Source organism: Kitasatospora sp. NPDC002965 (genome assembly GCF_040611255.1).
Classification (GTDB): Bacteria; Actinomycetota; Actinomycetes; order Streptomycetales; family Streptomycetaceae; genus Kitasatospora.
In genome coordinates, this window is sequence record NZ_JBEXNT010000026.1 from 40305 (window position 1) to 55784 (window position 15480).

Below are 15480 nucleotides of genomic sequence, written 5' to 3' on the forward strand. Positions count from 1 at the left end.
GCGGGGGCCGGCGTCAGAGCGCCGGGGTCAGGACGCCGGGCTCACCCGGACAGTGGTGATCTTCCCGCCCTGGGACTCGCGGACCACCTCGATCTTGGTGTTGGTGTCCGGGACCTTCACCCCGAGCTGCGGGGTGGCCGGGTCGCTGTAGACGCCGGTCCGGTCGTTGAACGCCGGGACGGCCGGCCTGGAACCGATCCGGACCGGGACGCCGGCCTTGTGCAGCGTGAACGCGGTGGTCGGCTTGAGCGAGAAGGTCGCGTCGTAGGTCTGGGCGCGGCCGTTGACCAGGGTGCCGTCGGCGAAGCGGATCGGCGTCGGGTGGGCGTCGATCGGCAGGATCAGGCCGCCGCCCGGGTGGTCCTTGGTGTTGTTGTCGCCGTACCCGGTGTCCCAGAGCCAGATGAGCACGCCCTCCTGGTAGGGGTAGGTGTCGACGATGTCCTTCTTGCCCTCGACGCCGGTGTAGCCGAAGTTGTACGGGCCGGTCTTGAGGAAGGCGCCGTAGCCGGTGTAGCGGCGGTTCTCGACGAGGTAGGCCCGGGGGTGCTGCTTGACGGCGGTGCGGCCGGTGACCACCTCGAAGCCGGTGGCGGTCCAGCCGTTGAGGCCGTTCTCGGCGCCGTCGGCGAACAGCTCGGTGCCGCCGGCGGTGATCTTCACCGCGTCGACCAGCACGCCCTTGCCGTGCGTGTTGCCGTCCGAGGTGACGTGGAAGCGCAGCCGGACGTTCTGCCCGGCGTAGCCGTCGAGCGGGATGTGCAGCTGCCGGAACGCGCCGGACGTGCCGCTCAGGCCCGGGGTGTTGGCGGTGGTGTTGCCGATCGGGGCGCCGTCCACGGTGCCGCCGAGGGACTTCCAGCTCTTGCCGCCGTCGGTGGAGGCCTCGACCGAGAGGAAGTCGTAGTCCTGCTCGATGTCGTACCAGACCGCCGCGTCGAGGGCGGCCGGGCCGGTCACCGCGCGCAGGTCGACCTCGCGGGCCAGCGCGTTGTCCAGGTTGTCGCCGGTGTCGCTCCACCACTGCTTGGAGCCCTCGCGCGGGTCGGCGAGGTCCGTGCTGGTGGTGCCGTCCGGCAGGTGGACCAGGACGGCCTGGGCCTGGTCGGTGTTGTAGCCGCTGACGCCGAGCGCGTGGCTGGAGCGGGTGGCGGCCTGCGCCTCGTCGTAGTTGAGCCAGCCGAACTGCAGCTTGCTCCAGGCGTCGAGGTCACCGGGGTAGCCGCCGGTGGTGTTCTTGCCCTTGCCCAGGTACGAGCCGGAGGACATCAGCGACCAGAAGTTGACGCTGTTGTCGCCGCCGGAGGTGCTGTACAGGTCGGGCAGGCCGAGGTTGTGGCCGAACTCGTGGGCGAACAGGCCCACTCCGCTGTTCTCGCCGGCCTGGACGTAGTCGTAGACGAACAGGCCGCTGTCGCCGACCGGGGCGCCGCCGATCTTGTTGCCCACCGGGCCGACCTGGCCGGCCGGGTCCGGGAAGGTCCAACTGCGGTGCGCCCAGAGCGCGTCGGCGCCCTGCGTGCCGCCGCCCCAGGTCTCGTCGACGCCGGCGTGCACGACGATCACGTTGTCGAGGTAGCCGTCGGGCTGGCTGAACTCGCCGTTCTTGTCGTGGTCGTAGCGGTCGTAGACGTCGTACTGGGCCAGTTCGGCCTTGATGGCGGCGGCCGGCCTGCCCTTGGCGATCTGGCCGTCGTACCAGGCCTTGACCGCGTCCCGGATGAACTCCTGGCCCTGGGTCCAGGCACCGGAGCCCTGCGGGCCCTTGTTGCTGCCGTACCGGGCCTCGTTGTACGGGAGGGTGACCCAGTTGCTGACGGTGCCCTCGATGTCGTACCGGCCGGAGGACTGGGTGCGGTAGTAGTTGCGCATCGAGACCGCGCCGGGCGAGTCGTCGAAGAACATCTTCTGGTAGTAGTCGCGGCTGAAGTCCTCGGTCCAGAGCGTGTGGTTGTCGCTCTTGCCGGGCTTCGGGATGGTGTTGTGCCGCGGGCCGGGGGTGCCGCCGTAGCGGGGCTGGCCGTTGTGCTGGGTGGTGGTGTCGACCTCGTCGCCGAACTGGGCGAGGATCACGAAGACCTTGTCCTTGCGCTGCTGCGCGAGCTGGACGTAGTCGTTGCCGATCCGGACCTTGGCGGGGGCCCGCCGGTCCGAGGTCTTCGCCGCGACGCCCTTGTTGACCTGCTCCAGGGCCTTGGTGCGGAGCGACTGGCGCTCGCGCTCCTGGGGTGCGAGCGGGCCGGACGGGGCCTCGGCGCCGCCGGCCTCGGCGGCGATGGTGAGGGAGGGGGCGGGGGGAGCGGCCTGGGCTGGGGAGCCGAGGAGCGTGGCCGCTATCGCGCTCGTGGTGAGCGCGGCCGCGAGTACCGCGGACAGTCTGCGCAACTGACCGGTCCTTTCCGGACGGTGGGTGGTCTGGTGAAGCGCAGGTAATATTTCACATGTCATGGGTCACACGGAAGATGTCGGCACGGCCGTCCGGTGGATCGGGCGGATCGGTAGCATCTGCCACATGGGTGAGCGGGCGGAGTGGCTGGACGAGCGCGAGGACGAGGTCTGGAACGGCTTCTTCGAGACCCAGGTGCTCTTCTGGCGCCGCCTCGCCCAGCAGTTGCAGCAGGAGACCGGCCTCTCCGAGCCGGACCTCGCCATCCTCCAGGCGCTGCTGGCCGCCCCGGACGGCCGGCTGCGGCAGTACCGGCTCGGTGGCGTCACCCAGTTCGAGAAGAGCAGGCTGCACCACCACCTGAACAGGATGGCCGGCCGCGACCTGGTCGCCCGCGAGTCCTGTCCGGACGGTGAGCGCGGCGCCGTCATCGCGCTCACCGAGCACGGCCGGGCCGCCGTCACCGCCGCCCTGCCGCGCCGGGCGGCGCACATCCGCCGCTGGCTGACCGACCCCCTGACCGGGCGTCAGCAGGAGGCGCTGGTCGGGATATCCGCCGTACTGCTGGCCCGGCTGAAGGGCGAGAACCCGGCCGGCTGAACCCCCGGGAGCGGGTTGACGCGTCAACCCGGTGCGCCCATGCTGGGGTTGACACATCAACCCGATGGCACCCCGGGGGGACCGCCATGCGCTTCCTGCTCCTGCCCCACGTCCCCGACCAGTCCAAGTCGGACCGTGAACAGCTCCGCGAGCTCGTCGACTACGCCGTCTTCGCCGAGGAGGTGGGGTTCGACGCCTACGGTATCGGCGAGCGCCACGACCGCCCCGCCGTCTCCAGCGCGCCGCCCGTCCTGCTCTCCCACATCGCCGCCGTGACCTCGCGGATCCGGCTCTTCACCGCCGTCACCACGCTCGGCATGCTCGACCCGCTGCGCGCCTACGAGGACTACGCCACCCTGGACAACCTCGCCGAGGGGCGGCTCGACCTGATCGTGGCCAAGGGCGCCTACCCGCGATCCTCCCGGCTGTTCGGCGTGACCAAGGAGAACCAGTGGGAGCTCCTCCAGGAGAACTACCGGCTGTTCCGCACCCTCTGGCGTGAGGAGAAGGTGACCTGGGAGGGCCGGCTCGGCCGCTCGCTGGAGGACGCCGAGCCGCTGCCCCGCCCGTACCAGCCCGAGATCCGGATCTGGCACGGAGCCGGGCACAACCCGGATTCCGCCGACTTCGCGGCCCGCCACGGGGACCCGGTCTTCTCGCCCAACGGCGCGGGCCCGATCGGCCCGTACGCCGAGATCGTGCGGCACTACCGGGAGCGCTGGGCGGCGTACGGGCACGATCCGGCCCGCGCCCTGGTCGGCGCGGGAACGGCCGGCTACTTCGGGGCCCGCACCTCGCAGGAGGCCGTCGCGCGCTACCGCCCGGTCTTCGAGGCCCGGTTGAAGGTCAACCGGGCCTTCGACGGCAGCTCGCTCCGGTTCGACGAGGTCGAGGACCTGATCGAGCACGGCTCGGTGCTGGTCGGCAGCCCGCAGCAGATCATCGAGAAGGTGCTGGGTCAGCACGCGCACTTCGGCCACGAGCTGCTGCACCTGCACGTGGACGGCGAGGTGCTCGACCGCGCCGACTACCTCGGCACCCTGGAGCTCTTCTTCTCCGAGATCGCCCCGGTGCTCCGCCGCGAGCTGCCGAGCCGCCCGATGGACGCGCCCGCGGAGGCGCCGTCGGCCGCCCCGGGGGGCGACGGGCGGCCGCGGACGGCGCCGGCGGTGTGACGCGGGGAAGGCCCGGTCGCGCACGCCGCTGCCGCCGCGGATCCCGTGGAGGACCTCGGTGCCGTGCCTACTGAAGCCCCAGTGCCTGCTGCAGGAAGGCGAGTTCGGCTTGGGACAGCTGCTCGTTGACCCCGCCCGGGGTCATGTGGGTGATGCCCGGGAGGGCGAGCAGGTTGTGCGGTCGGCCCGCCCGGGTGAGGGCCTGGGAGAGCAGCAGGGTGTGCGAGGGGTGCACGTTGTCGTCGGCCAGGCCGTGGATCAGCAGCAGGGGGCGGCTGAGCCCGGGCGCGTCGTCCACCAGGCAGTCCGCCGCGTAGCCGTCCGGGTTCTCCCGGGGCAGACCGAGGTAGCGCTCGGTGTACGCGGTGTCGTAGTGGCGGAAGTCGGTGGGCGGCGCGCCCGCACAGGCGGCGTGGAAGACGTCCGGGCGGCGCAGCACGGCCAACGCCGCGAAGTAGCCGCCGTACGACCAGCCGCGGACGCCGACCCGGGCGAGGTCGAGGTCGGGGTGGAGCTCGGCGAGTGCGTGCAGCGCGTCCACCTGGTCGTCCAGGGCCACCTGGGAGAACCGGCGGAAGATGGTCCGGGAGAAGTCGGGGGAGACGAACGGGGTGCCGCCGTTGTCGGTGGTGACGACCGCGAAGCCCTGGTCGGCCCACCACTGCTTGAGCTGCCAGCGGCGCGGTTCGTTGGCCACCGCCTGGTAGCCGGGCCCGCCGTAGACGTCGAGCAGCACCGGCAGCCGCCGGCCGGGGACGTGGTCGCGCGGGTACACCACGGCGCTGGGCAGCCGGCGTTCGGTGACCCGGGCGAGCTGCGGTTCGACGCGGAACGGCAGCGCGGCGCAGCGGTCGTCGAGGGTGAGCCCGCCGCCGGGGCCGAGGGTGCGGCGACGGATGCCGTCCGGCCCGGCCGTGGTGAGCAGGACGGTCTCGCCGGCGGCCAGTGCGGAGTGCGTGCCCGGGCCGTCGGAGAGCCGCTCGGGCGCCCCGCCGTCCGGGTCGACCAGGTGGACGTGCTGGTCGTACGGGTCGCCCTCGCCGGTCTCGCAGAGCAGCCGGCCGCGCAGCCGGCCGACCACCCGGCGGATCTGCAGGCCGGTGGTGTCCAGCGGCTTGCCGTCGAGCGCGAGGCCGCGGGCCCCGGGGGTGTCGTGCACGGTGAGCAGCCGGCCGTCGGCGAGCCGGGCGGGTGTGCCGGGCAGGTCGTCGACCCAGAACTCGTCGCTGGTGCGGGAGAGTTCGCGGGTGGTGCCGGTGGCCGGGTCGGCGCTCAGCAGCAGGACGTGCTGCTGGAGCCGGTCGGCGACGGTGAGCAGCAGCTCGTCCTCGCCGTCCCACCCGGCGGCGCAGACGTACGGGAAGGCCTCGGCGTCCCAGTCCAGGCGGGTGCGGGCGCCGTCGAGGCCGAGCACCCAGAGCTGGACGTCGGCGTTGGGGCCGCCCGCCTGCGGGTAGGCGAAGTGCTCGGGCTCGCGGGTCGGCCGGGCCGGGTCGGCGAAGTGGACCGCGGGCAGGGCGGACTCGTCCACCCGGGCGGCGAGGACGGCGCCGCCGTCGGGGCGCCACCAGTGGCCGCGGGCGCGGCCCAGCTCCTCGGCTGCGGCGAACTCGGCGACGCCCCAGCGGGCGCCGTCGGCCGGGCTGAGCCGGAGCGGCGCGGGCGGCTGCCCGGGCGCGGCGGTGACGTAGAGCGCGTCGTCGGCGACGTAGGCGACGCGTTCGCCGGTGCGGGGCTCGGGGCGGGGATCGAAGGCGGGCCCGGCGGTGGGGAGTTCGACCGTCAGGCCGGTGGCGGTGTCGGTGCGGAAGAGTCGGCCGTCCAGGGCGAAGGCGGCGACGGCCAGGTCGGCGGTGGCCGCGTAGGTGCCGATGCCGGCGGCGACGAGCCGGGTCCGTTCGCGCAGCCGGCGTTCGACGGCCGGGAGGTCGTCCCGGTCGCCGGTGCGGTCGGGGGCGAGCGCGGTGGGGTCGGCGACCTCGCGCTCCTCGCCGGTGGTCAGGTCGAGGAGGTGGAGCCGGTCGACCGGGTCCTCGGGACCGCTGGAGCGGAGCAGCAGGAGCCGGGTACCGTCCTGGTTGAGCGAGATCGCTCGCGGGGCACCGAAGCCGAAGCGGCCGGTCCGGGCGCTGAGGGAGAGGTAGGGGTCGGTGATGGTCACCGCCCGATGGTCGCCGTGCGGCGGCCTCGCGGGCCAGTAGGGCGACATGTGAAATGTCACACACCACATTGATGCGTATATCAGGAGGAGACGCAGTGACCGATCATTCGCGGACCGTCGGACCCCCCGAGCCGCTGGCCGGAACGGACGAGCTGTTCTCACTGGACCGGGCGGTGCTCCACCTCAACCACGGCTCCTTCGGCTCCGTGCCCGTCCCGGTCCAGCGGATCCAGCGGCGGTTCCACGAGGAGCAGGAGGCCGACCCGGACGGCTTCTACGCCGACCTGCCCGAGCGGGTCGCCACCGCCCGCACCCGGATCGCCGCCGCCCTGGGCACCGACGCGGACCGGCTCGCCCTCGTCCCCAACGCGACCGACGCGATCGCCGTCACCCTCGCGTGCGTGCCGCTCGCCCCCGGGGACCAGATCCTGGTCACCGACCACGGCTACGGCACGGTCACCCAGGCCGTCCGGCGGCGCGCCGAGGAGACCGGCGCGGAGCTGCGCACCGTCACCCTGCCGCTGGACACCCCGGACGGCGTGGCCGTCAGGGAGACGGTCCTGGCCGAGGTCACCGACCGCACGGTGCTCGCCGTGCTCGACGGCATCACCTCGCCCACCGCCCGCCGGATCGCCACCCCGGACCTGCTCGCCGCTCTGCGCGGGCACGGCGTGACCACCGTCGTGGACGCCGCGCACGAGCCCGGCATGCTGGCCGGCCCCGTCCCCGCCGGCGCCGACTTCTGGTTCGGCAACCTGCACAAGTGGGCCTTCGCCCCGCGCGCCACCGGCGCCCTGGTGGTCGGCCCGGAGTGGACCGGCAAGGTCCGCTCGCTCGCCCTCTCCTGGGAGGACTACCGGGGCTTCCCGCACAACGTCGAGTGGCGCGGCACCTACGACTACACGCCGTACCTGGCCGCCCCGGCCGGCCTCGACCTGCTGCACGAACTCGGGGCCGACCGGGTCCGCCGGCACAACGAGCAGCTCGCCGCGTACGGCGCCGCCCTGCTCGCCGAGCGCGCCGGGCTGACCCCGCTGCCGGTCTCGGCCGGTCTGTCGATGCGCGCGCTGCGGCTGCCGCCCGGGGTGGCCGAGACGCTCCCGGAGGCGCAGGAGCTGATGGCCGGGATGTGGCGGCGGCACGCCGTCCGCACGGTGGCGCGCCCGTGGCCGGGCGGCGGGGTGATGCGGGTCAGTGCGCAGGTGTACAACCGGGCGCACGAGTACGAGGTCCTGGCGGCGGGGGTGGCGGAGCTGCTGGGCTGACCGGCCCGTCCGGCGCCGTGGGCGTCGCGGGCGCGGTGGGCGCGGTGGGCGCGGTGGGCGCGGCTCGTGGAGCGAGGGCGGTGGGTTCGGCGGGCTCGGCCGGTGGTGGCGCCGTCGCCGGGTCCGCCGCCGCTTCGCCGGCCGCCCGGTCCGCCGCCGCGGGCTCCGCCGCCCGGTCCGTGGGCGGGTCCGCGGTGGCGCGGAGTTCGGCGAGCAGCACGCTCTGGTCCGAGATCAGACCCGTGAGGATCCGGCGCGCCGCCCGGAGCAGGTCGGCCACGTCGCCGCCGGCCAGCGCGTACACCACCGTGCTGCCCTCGCGGGTGGCCGTGACGATGCCGGACCGGCGCAGTACCGCGAGCTGCTGGGAGAGGCTGGACGGTTCGACCGCCAGCTCGGCGAGCAGGTCGCGGACGGGCGTCGGTCCGGCCTGCAGCAGCTCCAGTACCCGGATCCGGACGGGATGGCCGAGCATCCGGAAGAACTCGGCCTTGGCCTGGTACAGCGCGACCGCCACAGCGATCCCTCCCTGGTGCCGTCCGTTCCGGTCCCTCAGATCTCCAGCGAGATCTCGATCCGCTTCAGCTGGTGGCGGGCCATCGCCAGGTTGGCGCGGTTGCGGTTGAGCGCGAGGAAGAGGAAGAGCCCCCGGCCGGTCTGCGTGGTGAGCGGGCGGACCAGGTGGTACTGGCTGGTGAGGCTGACCAGGATGTCCTCGATCTCGTTGTCGTGCAGGTTGAGCAGTTCCATCGCCCGCATCTTGGCCCGGACCACGTCGGTGTTCCCGGCCGCGGCGACGTTGAGGTCCAGCTCGCCGCCGTCGCCGAGGGTGCCGAGTGCCATGCCGCTGCCGTAGTCGACCAGGGCGACGCCGATCGCGCCCTCGATCGCCATGGCCTCCTTGAGTGACGTCTCCAGGTTCGCCATCGTCTGTTCCTCCCGTGCGTCCGGTGGATGCGGACGGTGGGTGCCGGCCGCGACACCGAATGTAGGCAGGCCGGAGGGCCTGCCACCCGGGATGACCGGAGACGTTCGCAGTCGGTGACTTTCCGATCACTTGAAGACATTTGCAACTATGGATGTGAGAGAGATCTGATCCGACGCCCGGGAAAAACGGTGCTATCGATGTCAGTCCTGCCGGGTAACCTCTCGCTGAGATGCGAGATCACACCAACGACCCCCGGACGGCGATGAACACCCCTGAGCCCGAGCCCTCCGACGACCGGGACCTCAGCCCCGCCGAGGCGTACGCGGCCTTCCGGCAGCGGGCCAAGGAACAGGCCACCGCCCTGTACGGCTTCCAGCAGCTCTACGACTTCCCGCTGGACGACTTCCAGCTGGAGGCCTGCCGGACCCTGGAGGCGGGCGAGGGCGTCCTGGTCGCCGCTCCCACCGGCTCCGGCAAGACCATCGTCGGCGAGTTCGCCGTCCACCTCGCCCTCCAGAGCGGGCGCAAGTGCTTCTACACCACGCCGATCAAGGCCCTGTCGAACCAGAAGTTCGGCGACCTGGTCAAGCGCTACGGCGCCGCCAAGGTCGGCCTGCTCACCGGTGACAACACCGTCAACGGCGACGCCCCGGTCGTGGTGATGACCACCGAGGTGCTCCGCAACATGCTCTACGCGGGCTCCAGCACCCTCGACGGCCTCGGCTACGTGGTGATGGACGAGGTCCACTACCTCGCCGACCGCTTCCGCGGAGCCGTCTGGGAGGAGGTCATCATCCACCTCCCCGAGTCGGTGACCCTGGTCTCCCTCTCCGCCACCGTCTCCAACGCCGAGGAGTTCGGCGACTGGCTCGACACCGTGCGCGGCGGCACCAAGGTGATCGTCTCCGAGACCCGCCCCGTGCCGCTCTGGCAGCACGTGATGGCCGGGAACCGGATGTACGACCTGTTCGCCAACCCGGACCGCGACGGCCGCCCCAAGGACGCGCCGCGCAACCCGGCCAAGGCCGTCAACCCCGAGCTGGTCCGGCTCGCCCGTTCGGAGCTGGACCGCAACCCCCGCGACAAGTTCGGCCGGGGCCGCGGGCGGTCCATGCCCAACGGCCGCCCCGGCAAGATCTGGACCCCGGGCCGGGTCGACGTCATCGACCGGCTCGACGCCGAGGGCCTGCTGCCCGCCATCACGTTCATCTTCAGCCGGGCCGGCTGCGAGGCCGCCGTCCAGCAGTGCCTCTCCTCCGGCCTGCGGCTCAACAAGGAGGGCGACCGCGGCCGGGTCCGCGCCATCGTCGAGGAACGCTGCGCCGACATCCCGGACGAGGACCTGCACGTCCTCGGCTACTTCGAGTGGCTGGACGGGCTGGAGCGCGGCATCGCCGCCCACCACGCCGGGATGCTGCCCCGGTTCAAGGAGGTCGTCGAGGAGCTCTTCGTGAAGGGCCTGGTCAAGGCCGTCTTCGCGACCGAGACCCTGGCGCTCGGCATCAACATGCCCGCCCGCTCGGTGGTCATGGAGAAGCTCGTCAAGTGGAACGGCGAGACCCACGCCGACATCACCCCCGGCGAGTACACCCAGCTCACCGGCCGGGCCGGCCGTCGCGGCATCGACATCGAGGGCCACGCCGTGGTGCTCTGGCAGCGCGGCCTCGACCCGGAGGCGCTCGCCGGCCTGGCCGGCACCCGCACCTACCCGCTGAAGTCCTCGTTCCGGCCGTCCTACAACATGGCCGTCAACCTGGTCTCGCAGTTCGGCCGGCACCGCTCCCGCGAGCTGCTGGAGACGTCCTTCGCGCAGTTCCAGGCCGACCGCTCGGTGGTCGGCATCGCCCGCCAGGTCCAGCGCAACGAGGAGGGCCTGGACGGCTACCGCGAGTCCATGACCTGCCACCTCGGCGACTTCGACGAGTACATGGCGCTGCGCCGCCAGCTCAAGGACCGGGAGAACGAGCTCGCCCGCGAGGGCAGCAGCCAGCGCCGTGCGGCGGCCGTCGAGTCGATCGAGCAGCTCAAGCCGGGCGACGTCATCCACGTCCCCACCGGCAAGTTCGCCGGCCTGGCCCTCGTCCTCGACCCGGGCCTGCCGCCGGTCGTCCGCTCGCCGCGGGGCGGCCCCCGCCACCCCGACTTCCAGGACGGCCCGCGCCCGGTGGTCCTCACCGCCGAGCGGCAGGTCAAGCGGCTCGCCATGATCGACTTCCCGCACCCGGTCGTCGCCATGGACCGGGTGCGCATCCCCAAGTCCTTCAACCCCCGCAGCCCGCAGTCCCGCCGCGACCTCGCCTCCGCGCTGCGCACCAAGGCCGGCCACCTGGAGCCCGAGCGGTTCCGCAAGGGCCGCGCGGCCGCCGCCGACGACCCGGAGATCACCCGGCTCCGCACCGTCCTGCGCCAGCACCCGTGCCACGGCTGCGACCAGCGCGAGGACCACGCCCGCTGGTCCGAGCGCTACCACCGGCTGCACCGGGACACCGAGCTGCTGGAGCGCAAGATGCGCTCCCGCACCCACACCATCGCCCGCACCTTCGACCGGGTCTGCGGGCTGCTCACCGACCTCGGCTACCTCAGCGGGGACACCGTCACCGACGACGGCCGACGGCTCGGCCGCCTCTACGGCGAGCTCGACCTGCTCGCCTCCGAGTGCATCCGCGAGGGCGTCTGGAACGGCCTGGCCGCCGCCGAACTGGCCGCCTGCGCCTCGGCGCTGGTCTACGAGTCCCGCCAGTCCGACGACGCCACCGCCCCCCGGGTGCCCGAGGGCGGGGCCAAGGAGGCGCTCGGCCAGATGGTCCGGATCTGGGGCCACCTCGACGCCCTGGAGGAGCAGCACCGGATCAACACGGCCGAAGGCGTCGGCCAGCGCGAGCCGGACCTCGGCTTCGCCTGGGCCGCCTACCGCTGGGCACTCGGCCACTCGCTCGACCAGGTGCTGCGCGACGCCGACATGCCGGCCGGTGACTTCGTCCGCTGGACCAAGCAACTGATCGACGTGCTCGGCCAGATCCAGGACGCGGCGGGCGAGGACGTCGAGTTGCGCAAGACCGCCCGCAAGGCCGTCGACGGCCTGCGCCGCGGCATCATCGCCTACTCCTCGGTGAGCTGAGCCCGCTTCCGCTGCCGTGATGCCGGCCTTCGAGACTCCTCTCGAAGGCCGGCATCGTCCTGTTCCGGGCCCGCATCACCGCGCGCAGGAAGTCGGCCGGTCCGACTTCCCACTCCAAAGCCGCAGGCTGCCGTCACCCAAGGACGCTCGGCCTGGCGGGCAGTGCTCGCGGCGGCCCCCGCTCGACCCGAGCGAGGAGCGCCAACCACGACGTCTTCGTCCCGTCACCGCGCGGGGACGGCCGCGTGCCTCGTCGGGGCGATCCGACGAGGCGCGCGGTCAACGGCTATGGGATATGCGGTGGCGGCCACGGCTCCGCCGGTCGGGGGCCGGGTTGGTCTCGGGGCTGAAGTGGCCGGCCTGGCGGGCGATCCAGGCGTACTCGGTGCTGCCGTCGGGAAGGCGGCGCAGTTCCCAGCGGCCGTGGCGGGTGATGGGCGGCGGGGGCGGGGTGTCCTCGATGCGCAAGCTCGTGACCACGCCGACGACGACGGTCGTGATGGCGAGCGCGAGGAGGACGGCCAAGGCGGTGCCGACGAGGAAGCTGCTCATTGGGAGCGGGCGTGCCTCTCGGTGTCGCGGAGGAGATTGAGGAGGTTCAGGAGGTTCAGGAGGGTCGAGACGGGCGCGTTGCCGAAGTCGACGAGGAGGCGGCCCTCGACGGTGGTGCCGTTGGTGGCGGCCGATCCCCACTGGATGCCGAACGGGCGGCCCGCTTCGTGGAGTTCGCGGAGGAGCGCGGCGACCTCGGACTCGGTGTAGGTGCGGAGGACGGGGTCGTGGGGCGTGAGCGGGGCGGGGTGGTGGTGGTCTCTCACGCGGCGGCGTCCAGTGTGAGGTGGGCCGCCGGGCGAGGTACCAGCGCGTGAGCTGGTCCTTTTCCCAACGGCCTCCTCCCGAACCCGTCGTGCGGCGTTGACCGCAACGGGCTCTCCAGTGACGTCCGCGAAGTGCGCTTTCGCAGTCAACGTGGATGCCTTCATGGCAGGTCGGGCAGACCACGAGGGTCTTGCGCCGTCTCCTGGCCATGAGGGCGGCCCAGTTGGGTTGTTCCTGACCGTGGTGGTCGAGGTCGGCGAGCTTGCGGATCTGGTGGACCGCGATGTTCTCGGTCGCTCCGCAGAGCTCGCAGAAACCGGCCAACAGCCTTCTGACCAACTCGCGTTGGCGTGGTGCGGAGACTGCCCGGGCAGGATCGCGGTCTTTGAGGACCGCGGCCTTTCTGCGTTGAAGTGGGATCCCGCCGAACCTGGCGACCAGTGGCTTGCTGTTCGGGGCACGGGTGATGCTGACCTGGAGGCACTTGCGTGGCCCGACTGGGGTGTCGACGGTGGCCTTGTACTTGCGGGCCGTCTTCGACACGGTCGAGCGGTGCTTGTCCGCCAGGGAGCACAGCAGCGAGGACTGCATGACCCAGTGCAGTCGGCTCAGTCGGTGGACGTCGCCGGCCAGCAGGTAGTACTGGACGATCCCGCGATACCTGGCGCCGAAGATGCTGACGAGGTTGTAATCGTCGTGTTTGTACATCGACGGCTGGTGCGCGGGTTTCCCGCGTGCCAGGTAGGGTGCGCATTTGGCCTTGATCACGTCTTTCGGGACATGGAGGGCGATGGTTCCGTTCACCGAACGGCGGAGCCGTCGGCTTCCTTTCTTCCGTTCGGACCTCCGGTCGTCCCGCTGAGTCCTGATCTCGTAGCCGAGGAATCTGGCAGCTTGTGTTCTGGCATGGGTGACCAGGGTTTTCTCCTCGGACAGTTCCAGCTTGAGGTCGTCGCGCAGGAACTGCGTGAGGCGCTGTTTGATCTCGTCGGCTTCGGCCTTGGGTCCGGCGAACCCGAGGAGGGTGTCGTCGGCGTATCTCACATAGCGCAAGCGGCGGTATCCCGAGTCGTTCATGTCCTGACTCGGGAGAGAATGAAGCCGTTTACGCAGGGTATGGGCGCAGGCGCGGTCTTCGCGCCTGCGAGCACGCGCGATAGCCGCCTCGACCCTGCGATACTCGGGGTTCCTCGCCCTGAGTTTTCCTCGGGTGTACTCCGGCACGAGGACTTTCTCGACGAAGGTGTCCAGCCTGTGCAGGTAGATGTTGGACAGGATGGGCGACAGGACGCCGCCCTGTGGAGCGCCGCTCAGTGTGGCGTTCCAGTTCCAGTCCTCCAGGTATCCGGCTTTGAGCATGTTTCGTACAAGCCGCAGGAACCGGTTGTCGTGGATCTTCTCGGCCAGTGTTTCGAGCATCACCCGATGGTCGAGCGCGTCGAAGCACTGGGCAATTTCGCCCTCGATGAACCAGCTGGTCCCGGTCCAGGTCAGTGCCACGTCGCGCAGTGCGGTGTGGCAGCCCCGGCGGGGACGGAAACCGTGGGAGTGGTCGGAGAACTGCGGTTCGTAGTAAGAAGACATCTCATTTGGGTGGGTTGAGTAGACTCCGAGTGTGCTGATCGTTGAGCGGCTGGTGCCGGATGAGCTGTGGGAGTTGTTCCAGTTGGTCGTGCCGGACGCTCCGGTGCGCCCGCAGGGTGGTGGCCGGAGGCGCCACGGGGATCGCGAGGTGCTGGCGGCGATCGTGTTCGTCGCGACGTCCGGGTGCACCTGGGCCCAACTGCCGCCATGCTTCGGCCCGTCCGGCCCGACCGCCCATCGGCGGTTCACCGAGTGGAGCAGGGCCCGGGTCTGGGCCAAGCTCCACCGGGTGGTCCTGGAGGAGCTCGGCGCGCGAGGTGAGCTGGACTGGTCGAGGTGCGCGGTCGACTCGGTGAACATGAGGGCCCTGAAAAGGGGGAGCTGACAGGTCCGAATCCTGTCGATCGGGGCAAGTGCGGGTCGAAGATCCACCTGCTCACCGTACGTACCGGTTTACCCCTCTCGCTCGCGATCTCCGGGGCCAACCTCCACGACAGCCAGGCCCTGATACCGCTTGTCGACGCCATTCCGCCGATCCGCTCACGGCGCGGACCGCGACGCCGTCGTCCCGGCAAGCTGCACGCCGACAAAGCCTACGACCACCGCTTCATCCGCGCCTACCTGCGACGACGGCAGATCCCGGCCCGCATCGCCCGCCGAGGCGTCGAGTCCTCCCATCGCCTCGGCCGCCACCGTTGGGTGATCGAGCGCACCGTCGCCTGGCTCGGCGGCTTCCGCCGGCTGCACCGCCGCTACGAACACAAGGCCGACCACTTCGCAGCCTTCGCCAGCATCGCCGCGGCCCTCATCTGCATCCGACGGCTATCCAAATGAGATGTCTTCTAAGCCTCCAGCAGGAGACGCATCACCTCGCCGACCAGCTTGTCCGACCACGACGGCAGGCCCAGCGGCCTTCGCTTCCCGTTCTTCTTCGGGATGAAGACCCGCTTGACCGGCTTGAACCGGTGGTGCTCGTGGCGCATCGCGTCAATGACGCGTCCGATCTTCGCCAGCGACATGCCGTCCGCGGTCTCCCCTGTCGCCCCGGGTGTCATCGCCCCCTTGTTGGAGTAGATGCGCCCGTAGGCCATGAGATACAACTGCGGGTTGAACATCTGCCGATAGAGCTCGTTGCACGGCAGGCCCTGCCTGCCGCGTTCACGGAGGATATCAAGTACCGCTTCGGCGTTCTGCATTACGCATACCTCCCGGTCTCATTGATATCCGGTCACCTGTGCCCCTTGGCCCTGTGGACGGCTTTCCCGTCCTACCTGGCAGGTCGTGACTCCTGCGACTACTACGGGCACTCCGTCACCATGGGGCTCGCGCCCTTTAGGTGATCCCCTGTTCGTCCTGGTTGTACGTTTCTAGCGCGACTTAGGCGCCCCACTCATCTCCTTGAATACCCTCACTGGGCATCGTCCCGCTCCCCGGAGATGCACCG

The 15480-nt window shown here is 71.3% G+C and carries 10 protein-coding genes and 3 pseudogenes; 5 read left to right on the forward strand and 8 right to left on the reverse strand.

Annotation, left to right across the window (positions count from 1 at the left end):
• Window positions 1–27: 27 nt before the first annotated feature.
• Window positions 28–2385 (reverse strand): immune inhibitor A domain-containing protein, encoded by a 2358-nt coding sequence (locus tag ABZY91_RS13815; protein ID WP_355402220.1) that lies wholly within the window; start codon window positions 2383–2385, stop codon window positions 28–30.
• Between the two features lie 127 nt (window positions 2386–2512).
• On the opposite strand from ABZY91_RS13815, the gene ABZY91_RS13820 reads away from it, so the two are divergent.
• Both ABZY91_RS13820 and ABZY91_RS13825 read left to right on the forward strand, forming a co-directional pair.
• Entirely contained in the window at window positions 2513–2986 is a 474-nt protein-coding gene (locus tag ABZY91_RS13820) for a MarR family winged helix-turn-helix transcriptional regulator (protein WP_329949773.1), read from the forward strand.
• Window positions 2987–3072: 86 nt separating this feature from the next.
• Window positions 3073–4161: an LLM class flavin-dependent oxidoreductase gene (locus ABZY91_RS13825; RefSeq protein ID WP_355402222.1), complete on the forward strand. Its 1089-nt coding sequence runs from the start codon at window positions 3073–3075 to the stop codon at window positions 4159–4161.
• A gap of 67 nt (window positions 4162–4228) precedes the next feature.
• Here ABZY91_RS13825 and ABZY91_RS13830 read toward each other — a convergent pair whose 3' ends face one another.
• A complete protein-coding gene (locus ABZY91_RS13830; RefSeq protein ID WP_355402224.1) occupies window positions 4229–6322 on the reverse strand; it encodes a prolyl oligopeptidase family serine peptidase in 2094 nt (697 codons plus the stop codon).
• 95 nt (window positions 6323–6417) lie between these two features.
• On the opposite strand from ABZY91_RS13830, the gene ABZY91_RS13835 reads away from it, so the two are divergent.
• The gene (locus ABZY91_RS13835; protein WP_355402225.1) at window positions 6418–7587 is read left to right on the forward strand and encodes an aminotransferase class V-fold PLP-dependent enzyme; all 1170 of its coding nucleotides are present in this window, start codon (window positions 6418–6420) and stop codon (window positions 7585–7587) included.
• 199 nt (window positions 7588–7786) lie between these two features.
• Here ABZY91_RS13835 and ABZY91_RS13840 read toward each other — a convergent pair.
• Window positions 7787–8104 (reverse strand): annotated as a pseudogene (locus ABZY91_RS13840) (metalloregulator ArsR/SmtB family transcription factor); the annotation flags it as partial.
• A gap of 35 nt (window positions 8105–8139) precedes the next feature.
• Complete coding sequence (locus tag ABZY91_RS13845) at window positions 8140–8514, reverse strand: hypothetical protein (RefSeq protein WP_329875033.1); 375 nt, start codon at window positions 8512–8514, stop codon at window positions 8140–8142.
• 263 nt (window positions 8515–8777) lie between these two features.
• On the opposite strand from ABZY91_RS13845, the gene ABZY91_RS13850 reads away from it, so the two are divergent.
• The gene (locus ABZY91_RS13850; RefSeq protein WP_355402252.1) at window positions 8778–11633 is read left to right on the forward strand and encodes a DEAD/DEAH box helicase; all 2856 of its coding nucleotides are present in this window, start codon (window positions 8778–8780) and stop codon (window positions 11631–11633) included.
• 279 nt (window positions 11634–11912) lie between these two features.
• Here the strand turns inward: ABZY91_RS13850 and ABZY91_RS13855 are convergent, their stop codons facing one another.
• The 3 genes and pseudogenes from ABZY91_RS13855 to ABZY91_RS13865 form a co-directional block, all read right to left on the reverse strand.
• On the reverse strand, window positions 11913–12185 hold the full coding sequence (locus tag ABZY91_RS13855) for a hypothetical protein (RefSeq protein WP_355402256.1): 273 nt from the start codon (window positions 12183–12185) through the stop codon (window positions 11913–11915).
• Window positions 12182–12451: a hypothetical protein gene (locus ABZY91_RS13860; protein ID WP_355402258.1), complete on the reverse strand. Its 270-nt coding sequence runs from the start codon at window positions 12449–12451 to the stop codon at window positions 12182–12184. Before ABZY91_RS13860 ends, ABZY91_RS13855 begins: the two co-directional genes overlap by 4 nt.
• A 151-nt stretch (window positions 12452–12602) precedes the next feature.
• A pseudogene (locus tag ABZY91_RS13865) lies at window positions 12603–14030 on the reverse strand (reverse transcriptase domain-containing protein); the annotation flags it as partial.
• 43 nt (window positions 14031–14073) lie between these two features.
• On the opposite strand from ABZY91_RS13865, the gene ABZY91_RS13870 reads away from it, so the two are divergent.
• A protein-coding gene (locus tag ABZY91_RS13870) for an IS5 family transposase (protein WP_355402254.1) occupies window positions 14074–14870 on the forward strand; the annotation gives its coding sequence in 2 pieces (ribosomal slippage) (window positions 14074–14410 and window positions 14410–14870; 798 coding nt in all).
• An 11-nt stretch (window positions 14871–14881) separates the two neighbouring features.
• Here the strand turns inward: ABZY91_RS13870 and ABZY91_RS13875 are convergent.
• Window positions 14882–15232, reverse strand: a pseudogene (locus ABZY91_RS13875) (maturase); the annotation flags it as partial.
• Window positions 15233–15480: the final 248 nt, after the last annotated feature.